The following is a 6,978-nucleotide window of genomic DNA, read 5'->3' as shown; positions in this document are numbered from 1 at the left end:
ACGCCGGAGGGGCTGAAGATTGCGCGGCCGGGCCGAACCTCTATAGCCCAGTCCAGGCACATCTCAGCCCGTCCGGCGTTTGAGGACGAGGCCGTTCAGGCCGATGCGGGGGTCTGGGGGCGGCAGCCCCCAGGGACGGGTAAGGGCGGCGGGGGCGAAGAACCGCTTCCGGGCTCAACTCTGGACCGTCACAACGCCGTTGGACCAGACGCGGGGAACACATTTCCGAGTACGCCCAGGTACCGACAACGCCGTACGGCACTACGCTCGAAAGCGCATCGCCACAACCGGCCCAGGGAGAGCCGGCCATCCGGAGGGGGAGGATCCGGGATGATCCGCGTGCTCGTGGTCGAAGACCAGCGCGCGCTGGCCGACGCCCTGGCCATCGCCATCGCGGCGCAGCCCGACCTGGACTGCGGTGACGCGGTGGGCACGGTCGACGAGGCGTTGCGGGAGGCGGCCCGTCGGCCGCCCTCCGTGGTGCTCATGGACATCCACCTGCCGGGCAGGGACGGCATCGAGGGCACCCGGCTGCTGAAGGCCGCGCATCCCTCGACCCGGGTGGTCGTCCTCACCGCGGACGCGACCCCCGACCAGCTGGCCCGGGCGGTGACGGCGGGCGCCTCTGCCTTCCTCGCCAAGCACAGTGCCTTCGGGGACATCCTCACCGCGATCCGGACCACGGCCGACGGCAAGCTCCTGGTGGAGGAGTCCACCCTGGCGGCGCGGCTGCCCGAGCAGCGGTGGGAGCGGAGCGGGCTGACCCGTCGGGAGCACGAGGTGCTGTCCCTGCTCGCCCAGGGGCACGGGCTCAAGGTGATCGCGGACCGGCTGGTGCTCAGCCGGCACACGGTGCGCGGGCATGTGAAGAGCGTCCTGGTGAAACTGGGCGCCCACAGCCAGCTGGAGGCCGTGGTCACGGCGACGCGCCTGGGCATCCTGCCGCGCCCGACCGCATGACAAAATCCACCAGGTCCACAGAGTCCACAAGGTCCGACCGTAGAACGGTGAATCAGCCCATCTGAGGGAGCCGTTCGCCCCGCCTGGGGGATGCCCGGTCCCTGCCCGCTGTCTATCGTGCGAAAAGTGCGGCCCCGTGGACCGGGGCCGTCGGGGAGCAGGACCCGGGCCAGATGCGCGGAGATGACGGCAGGTCGGATCCCGCGACGTTCGTCCGCCTGCCGGTCGCCCGTCTCCCGCCGGGCGAACCCCCGGCGACCCCGCCTTCTCCAGGAACTCCCGGCACCCCACCGTGCCTGTTCCCCAAGGCACCCCGCCGTGTCCGTTCCCAAGGCGCCCCGCCGTGAACGCCGATCGACACCTAGTCGCGTGGCGCCCGCTGCGCCGGCAGCCTCTTCAGCGCACCCGCCGCCGCCTGGGCCAGCGGCGGATGGGCGAGGGCCTCGTTCAGGACGGGGCGGGCCCGTTCGTCGCCCAGGGCGCCGAGCCCGTCCACGCACGCGATGGCGACACGGCGGTACGGGTCGTGCGGGCGGAACCTGCGGGCCAGGGTCGTGATCAGCGCGGGTACGGACTCGGGAGCGCGCAGCTCGACCAGGAGCCGTACCGGATGGAGCGCGTAGGCGACGCGCAGCTCGTTGGTGGCCAGGGCCGCCGCCGCGCGGGCGGTGCGCGGGTCGCCGAGCCGGGCCAGGGCGTGCGCCGCGGACGCGCAGCGCTGCGGATCACGGTGATTGAGCAGCAGGACGAGTGCCTCGAAGGCCCGCCGGTCCCCGGCGAGCCCGAGCCGGAAAGCGGCCAACTCCCTTGCCCAGAGCCGCTGTTCGGGTGCGATGAGCACGTCGGCAAGTTCGTCGAGGTCGCCGGTCGAGGCCAGTCGTTCGTACGAGTACGAGGCAGCCGCGCCCGCCTCGTGCCGTAAGCGCTGGGTGAGCGATCGCAACTCTTCGTCCATATCGACGAAGCCTATCGGCGACGTACGTCACATTCACCGGGGACTGGCGCGCTCGTTACCCACGAGTTAAGCTCAATCGAGCGAGTTACCCACTCGCTGACTTGCTCGTGGTGGCCTGGTGACGCAGCCGCCGCGGGTGCTGGTCGGTTCGGTACTTCACGTACCTCAGTCTGTACTTCAGTACGACACGGCTCCGGGACAGGGCCGGTCGGGTCTTCCTCACCGTTTCGTGGGTTCGCAGTTTCACCCACTCACGGCGCCGGGCGTGTGCGCTTCGTAGCCCGGCATCACCCGCAACCTCCGCACCGTGTGCGCCCGTTGGCGTATCCGGGTGCGTCCCTCAGTCGTCACTCATCCTGGAGTCCCGCGATGGCCACTCCCCTGTCAGACCCTTCCCTGTCGCTCTCCGCGTCCCCGGTCAAGACCGTCGCCGTCGTCGGCCTCGGCACGATGGGGACCGGCATCGCCGAGATCCTGGCCAAGGCCGGCCGCGAGGTCGTGGGCATCGACATCAGCGAGGCCGCCGCCGCGCAGGCCACGGCCGCCCTGGAGTCCTCGACAGCCCGTGCCGTGCAGCGCGGGCGCCTCACCGAGCAGGAGCGCGACGACGCCCTCGCCCGCTTCGCCACCTCCACCGACCTGCGGGCCGCGGCCGACGCCGACCTGGTGATCGAGGTGGCTCCGGAGTCGTACGACATCAAGCACCAGATCTTCCGGGAGCTGGACGGCATCGTGCGTCCGGAGACGATCCTGGCGACCGGCACCAACGCCCTGTCCGTCACACGGCTTGCCGCCGACTCGGCCCGCCCCGAGCGGGTCCTCGGCCTGCACTTCTTCAACCCGGCCCCGGCGATGAAGCTGGTCGAGGTCGTCTCGTCCGTGCTGACCGCGCCGACCGCCGTCGCGGCCGTCACGGACCTCGCCCTGGAACTCGGCAAGGAGCCCGTCGCGGTCGGCGACCGCCCCGGCTTCGTCGCCGACGGACTGCTCTTCGGCTACCTCAACCAGGCCGCCGCGATGTACGAGGCGAAGTACGCGAGCCGCGAGGACATCGACGCCGCGATGAAGCTGGGCTGCGGCCTGCCCATGGGCCCGCTGGCCCTGCTGGACCTGATCGGCGTCGACACCGCGCGTACGGTCCTGGAGGCCATGTACGCCGAGTCGCACGACCGGCTGCACGCGCCCTCGCCCATCCTCAAGCAGCTCAGCGAGGCGGGCCTGACCGGCCGCAAGTCGGGGCGTGGCTTCTACACGTACGACGCCCCGGGCAGCGCGACCGTCGTGCGGGACGCGCTGACTCCCCCGGAGGGCGCTTCCCTGGTGCCCGGCCGTACCGTGCGCTCGGTCGGCGTCGCGGGCTCCGGCACCATGGCGTCCGGTATCGCCGAGGTCTTCGCGAAGGCCGGGTACGAGGTCGTCCTCGCCGCCCGCACCGAGGAGAAGGCGCAGGCCGCCAAGGCCCGTATCGGCAAGTCGCTCTCACGCTCCGTCGACAAGGGCCGGATGACCGCCGAGGCAGCCGCCGAGACGCTGGAGCGGATCACCCCGGCGGGCTCGTACGACTCCTTCGCCGACGTCGATCTGGCCCTGGAGGCGGTCGCCGAGGACCTGGAGATCAAGCAGCAGCTGTTCGCGGTGTTCGACAAGGTCTGCAAGCCGGGCGCGATCCTGGCCACCACGACCTCGTCGCTGCCCGTCGTGGCCTGTGCCCGCGCCACCTCGCGGCCCCAGGACGTGATCGGCATGCACTTCTTCAACCCCGCCCCGGCGATGAAGCTGGTCGAGGTCGTGCGCACGGTCCTGACGGCCGACGACGTGCACGCCACGGTCCGGGAGGTCTGCGCGAAGGTCCGCAAGCACCCGGTGGACTGCGGCGACCGGGCCGGTTTCATCGTGAACGCGCTGCTGTTCCCGTACCTGAACAACGCGATCAAGATGGTCCAGGAGCACTACGCGACGCTCGACGACATCGACGCCGCGATGAAGCTCGGCGGCGGCTACCCGATGGGCCCCTTCGAGCTCCTCGACGTGGTCGGCCTGGACGTCTCGCTGGCCATCGAGAAGGTCCTGCACCGCGAGTTCCGCGACCCCGGCCTCGCCCCCGCGCCCCTCCTGGAGCACCTGGTGGCCGCGGGCTGCCTCGGCCGCAAGACGGGCCGCGGCTTCCGCGAATATGCCCGGCGCTGAACCGCCGCGCGACGCCGGGCCCGGGGACCGGCCCGGCGAGCTCGCCTCCGGGCCCTGGGACCGGCCCGGAGGCGGGCCTGCGGTCGGATACGGCGGCAGGTCCGTGAACGGGACAGGGCAGCGGGCGGCCGGCGGGGCCATGGACGGGTCCGCGAACGCGGCCGGGCTCTCGGCCGACGGCCGGCCCGGCGACTTGTTCGCCGAACACGCCCACTGGGGCGGGCTGCTCGATCCGGCCGCCGCCCCCGTCCCGGTGCCGGTCGGGGAAAGCCCCGGTCATGAGCGCTCCGCCGCGTACATGCAGTACGTTCGGGGCATGTCCCAGCCCGCCAAGTCCTCCCGTACCCCAGCCACGCCCGACGCTCCGGAGAGTGCCGCGGGCAGTCGTGCGGCCGCGCAGCGGCTCAAGATGCGCCGCGAACTCGCGGCCGCCGCGATGGAGCTGTTCGCGACGAAGGGGTACGAGGCGACGACCGTCGACGAGATCGCGGCTGCGGCCGGGGTCGCCCGGCGCACCTTCTTCCGGCACTTCCGCTCCAAGGAAGAGGCGATCTTCCCGGACCACGACGACACGTTGATCCGGGCCGAGGCGGTGCTCAACGCGGCGCCGGCGCACGAGCATCCGCTCGACACCGTGTGCCGCGGCATCAAGGAAGTCATGAAGATGTACGCGGCGAGGCCGGAGATCTCGGTGTCGCGCTACAAGCTCACCCGCGAGGTACCGACCCTGCGGGAGGCGGAGATCGCGTCCGTGGCCCGCTACGAGCGGCTGTTCACCCGCTATCTGCTGGGCCACTTCGACGAGCACGCCCACGACGACGACGCCAACGACGACCCGCTGCTCGCGGAGGTCGCCGCGTCCGCCGTGGTCACTGCCCACAACCACGTGCTGCGGCGCTGGCTGCGGGCGGGCGGCCAGGGAGACGTGGAGAGCCAGCTGGACCACGCCTTCGCGATCGTCCGGAAGACCTTCGGTACGGGGATCGGGGCCGGCCGGGACACCGCGCCGCTCTCGGCACCCTCCTCGGCCGCGTCCGTGGAGGGTGAGGTGCTGGTGACCGTGGCCCGCGTGGACGCCCCGCTGGACCAGGTGATGCGCACGATCGAGCAGGCACTCAAGGAACGGGCGTAGCAACACCCCGCGGAACCGCGACCCAGCCTCTGTCCTCGCCAAACGCCTGATCGCCGGACGAGCTCATTGTGAGCGCGTCCGGCGCCTTTTTGCCCAGATTCAGGCGCTTCCGGGCCTAGTCTGATCGATCATCGCTCACGTGTTACGTAAAGATTTCACCTGAGCGCAACTTCTGGCACTCCGTGCCTTGCGGCGTGACACGGCGTGCCATACGTTGAAGTGGTCCGGGCGGCCGGCGTGCAGAGATCCTTCGTACGCCGGCTGTCCCCGCAAACCGATTGGTCTGCGCGCCCGGACGCCTGCGTCACAGGCAACCTTCCGCGCCACAACGCGCTGCCGAGCACCACCCCCGCCGAACCGACGGCACTGCCTCACACCAGCAGCAACCACCCCGACGTAACCCTCAGCGTTCCCCTCAGACGCTCATCGCCGGAGGCACCACCGTGAAGGAAATCCTGGACGCGATTCAGTCGCGGACGGCCACGTCCGCCGACTTCGCCGCACTGCCGCTCCCCGAGTCGTACCGCGCGATCACCGTGCACAAGGACGAGACGGAGATGTTCACCGGACTCGCCACCCGCGACAAGGACCCCCGCAAGTCGATCCACCTGGACGACGTGCCGGTGCCGGAACTCGGCCCCGGCGAGGCCCTGGTGGCCGTGATGGCCTCCTCGGTCAACTACAACTCCGTGTGGACCTCGATCTTCGAGCCCATGGCGACCTTCGGGTTCCTGGAGCGCTACGGCAAGCTCAGCGACCTCACCAAGCGCCACGACCTGCCATACCACATCATCGGCTCGGACCTGGCGGGCGTCGTGCTGCGCACCGGTCCGGGCGTGAACGCCTGGCGGCCCGGTGACGAGGTCGTCGCGCACTGCCTGTCCGTCGAACTGGAGTCGTCCGACGGGCACAACGACACGATGCTCGACCCCGAGCAGCGCATCTGGGGCTTCGAGACGAACTTCGGCGGCCTCGCCGAGATCGCCCTCGTCAAGTCCAACCAGCTGATGCCCAAGCCCGACCACCTGAGCTGGGAAGAGGCCGCCGCCCCCGGGCTGGTGAACTCCACCGCCTACCGGCAGCTGGTCTCCCGCAACGGCGCCGGCATGAAGCAGGGCGACAACGTCCTCATCTGGGGCGCCAGCGGCGGGCTCGGCTCGTACGCCACCCAGTTCGCGCTCGCCGGCGGCGCCAACCCCATCTGCGTGGTGTCCAGCCCGCAGAAGGCGGACATCTGCCGCGCGATGGGCGCCGAGGCGATCATCGACCGCAACGCCGAGGACTACAGGTTCTGGAAGGACGAGCACCACCAGGACCCCAAGGAGTGGAAGCGCTTCGGCAAGCGCATCCGCGAGCTGACCGGCGGCGAGGACGTCGACATCGTCTTCGAGCACCCGGGCCGCGAGACCTTCGGCGCGAGCGTGTACGTCACCCGCAAGGGCGGCACGATCGTCACCTGTGCCTCGACCTCGGGCTACAACCACGAGTACGACAACCGCTACCTGTGGATGTCCCTGAAGCGGATCATCGGCTCACACTTCGCCAACTACCGCGAGGCCTGGGAGGCCAACCGGCTCATCGCGAAGGGCAAGATCCACCCGACGCTGTCGAGGGTGTACTCGCTGGAGGAGACCGGGCAGGCGGCGTACGACGTGCACCGCAACCTCCATCAGGGCAAGGTCGGAGTCCTGGCGCTGGCGCCCGCCGAGGGCCTCGGCGTCCGCGACGAGGAGAAGCGCGCCCA

At 70.8% G+C, this 6,978-nt stretch carries 5 protein-coding genes; 4 read left to right on the top strand and 1 reads right to left on the bottom strand.

The features are described 5' to 3' along the window. Positions 1 to 330 precede the first annotated feature (330 nt). On the top strand, positions 331 to 960 hold the full coding sequence (locus AOK17_RS46035) for a response regulator (RefSeq protein ID WP_055618613.1): 630 nt from the start codon (positions 331 to 333) through the stop codon (positions 958 to 960). Between the two features lie 361 nt (positions 961 to 1,321). On the opposite strand, the gene AOK17_RS46030 is transcribed toward AOK17_RS46035, so the two are convergent. Continuing rightward, positions 1,322 to 1,915 (bottom strand): adenylosuccinate lyase, encoded by a 594-nt coding sequence (locus AOK17_RS46030; protein WP_055618612.1) that lies wholly within the window; start codon positions 1,913 to 1,915, stop codon positions 1,322 to 1,324. A 369-nt stretch (positions 1,916 to 2,284) separates the two neighbouring features. On the opposite strand from AOK17_RS46030, the gene AOK17_RS46025 reads away from it, so the two are divergent. From AOK17_RS46025 to ccrA, 3 genes are all read left to right on the top strand, one after another. Then, positions 2,285 to 4,102, top strand: coding sequence for a 3-hydroxyacyl-CoA dehydrogenase family protein (locus AOK17_RS46025; RefSeq protein ID WP_055618611.1), 1,818 nt, complete (start codon positions 2,285 to 2,287; stop codon positions 4,100 to 4,102). A 316-nt stretch (positions 4,103 to 4,418) separates the two neighbouring features. After that, positions 4,419 to 5,234, top strand: coding sequence for a TetR family transcriptional regulator (locus AOK17_RS46020; RefSeq protein WP_055618614.1), 816 nt, complete (start codon positions 4,419 to 4,421; stop codon positions 5,232 to 5,234). Between the two features lie 443 nt (positions 5,235 to 5,677). Further along, a partial coding sequence (gene ccrA, locus AOK17_RS46015) for a crotonyl-CoA carboxylase/reductase (protein WP_055618610.1) occupies positions 5,678 to 6,978 on the top strand: 1,301 nt, incomplete at its 3' end.

Source organism: Streptomyces phaeochromogenes, assembly GCF_001418655.1.
Classification (GTDB): Bacteria; Actinomycetota; Actinomycetes; order Streptomycetales; family Streptomycetaceae; genus Streptomyces; species Streptomyces phaeochromogenes.
This window is presented reverse-complemented; position numbering and strand designations above follow the sequence as displayed.

Coding starts and splice junctions, on each gene's coding strand:
- AOK17_RS46035 (WP_055618613.1), top strand. CDS start 331: ATGATCCGCGTGCTCGTGGTCGAAGACCAGCGCGCGCTGGCCGACGCC.
- AOK17_RS46030 (WP_055618612.1), bottom strand. CDS start 1,915: ATGGACGAAGAGTTGCGATCGCTCACCCAGCGCTTACGGCACGAGGCG.
- AOK17_RS46025 (WP_055618611.1), top strand. CDS start 2,285: ATGGCCACTCCCCTGTCAGACCCTTCCCTGTCGCTCTCCGCGTCCCCG.
- AOK17_RS46020 (WP_055618614.1), top strand. CDS start 4,419: ATGTCCCAGCCCGCCAAGTCCTCCCGTACCCCAGCCACGCCCGACGCT.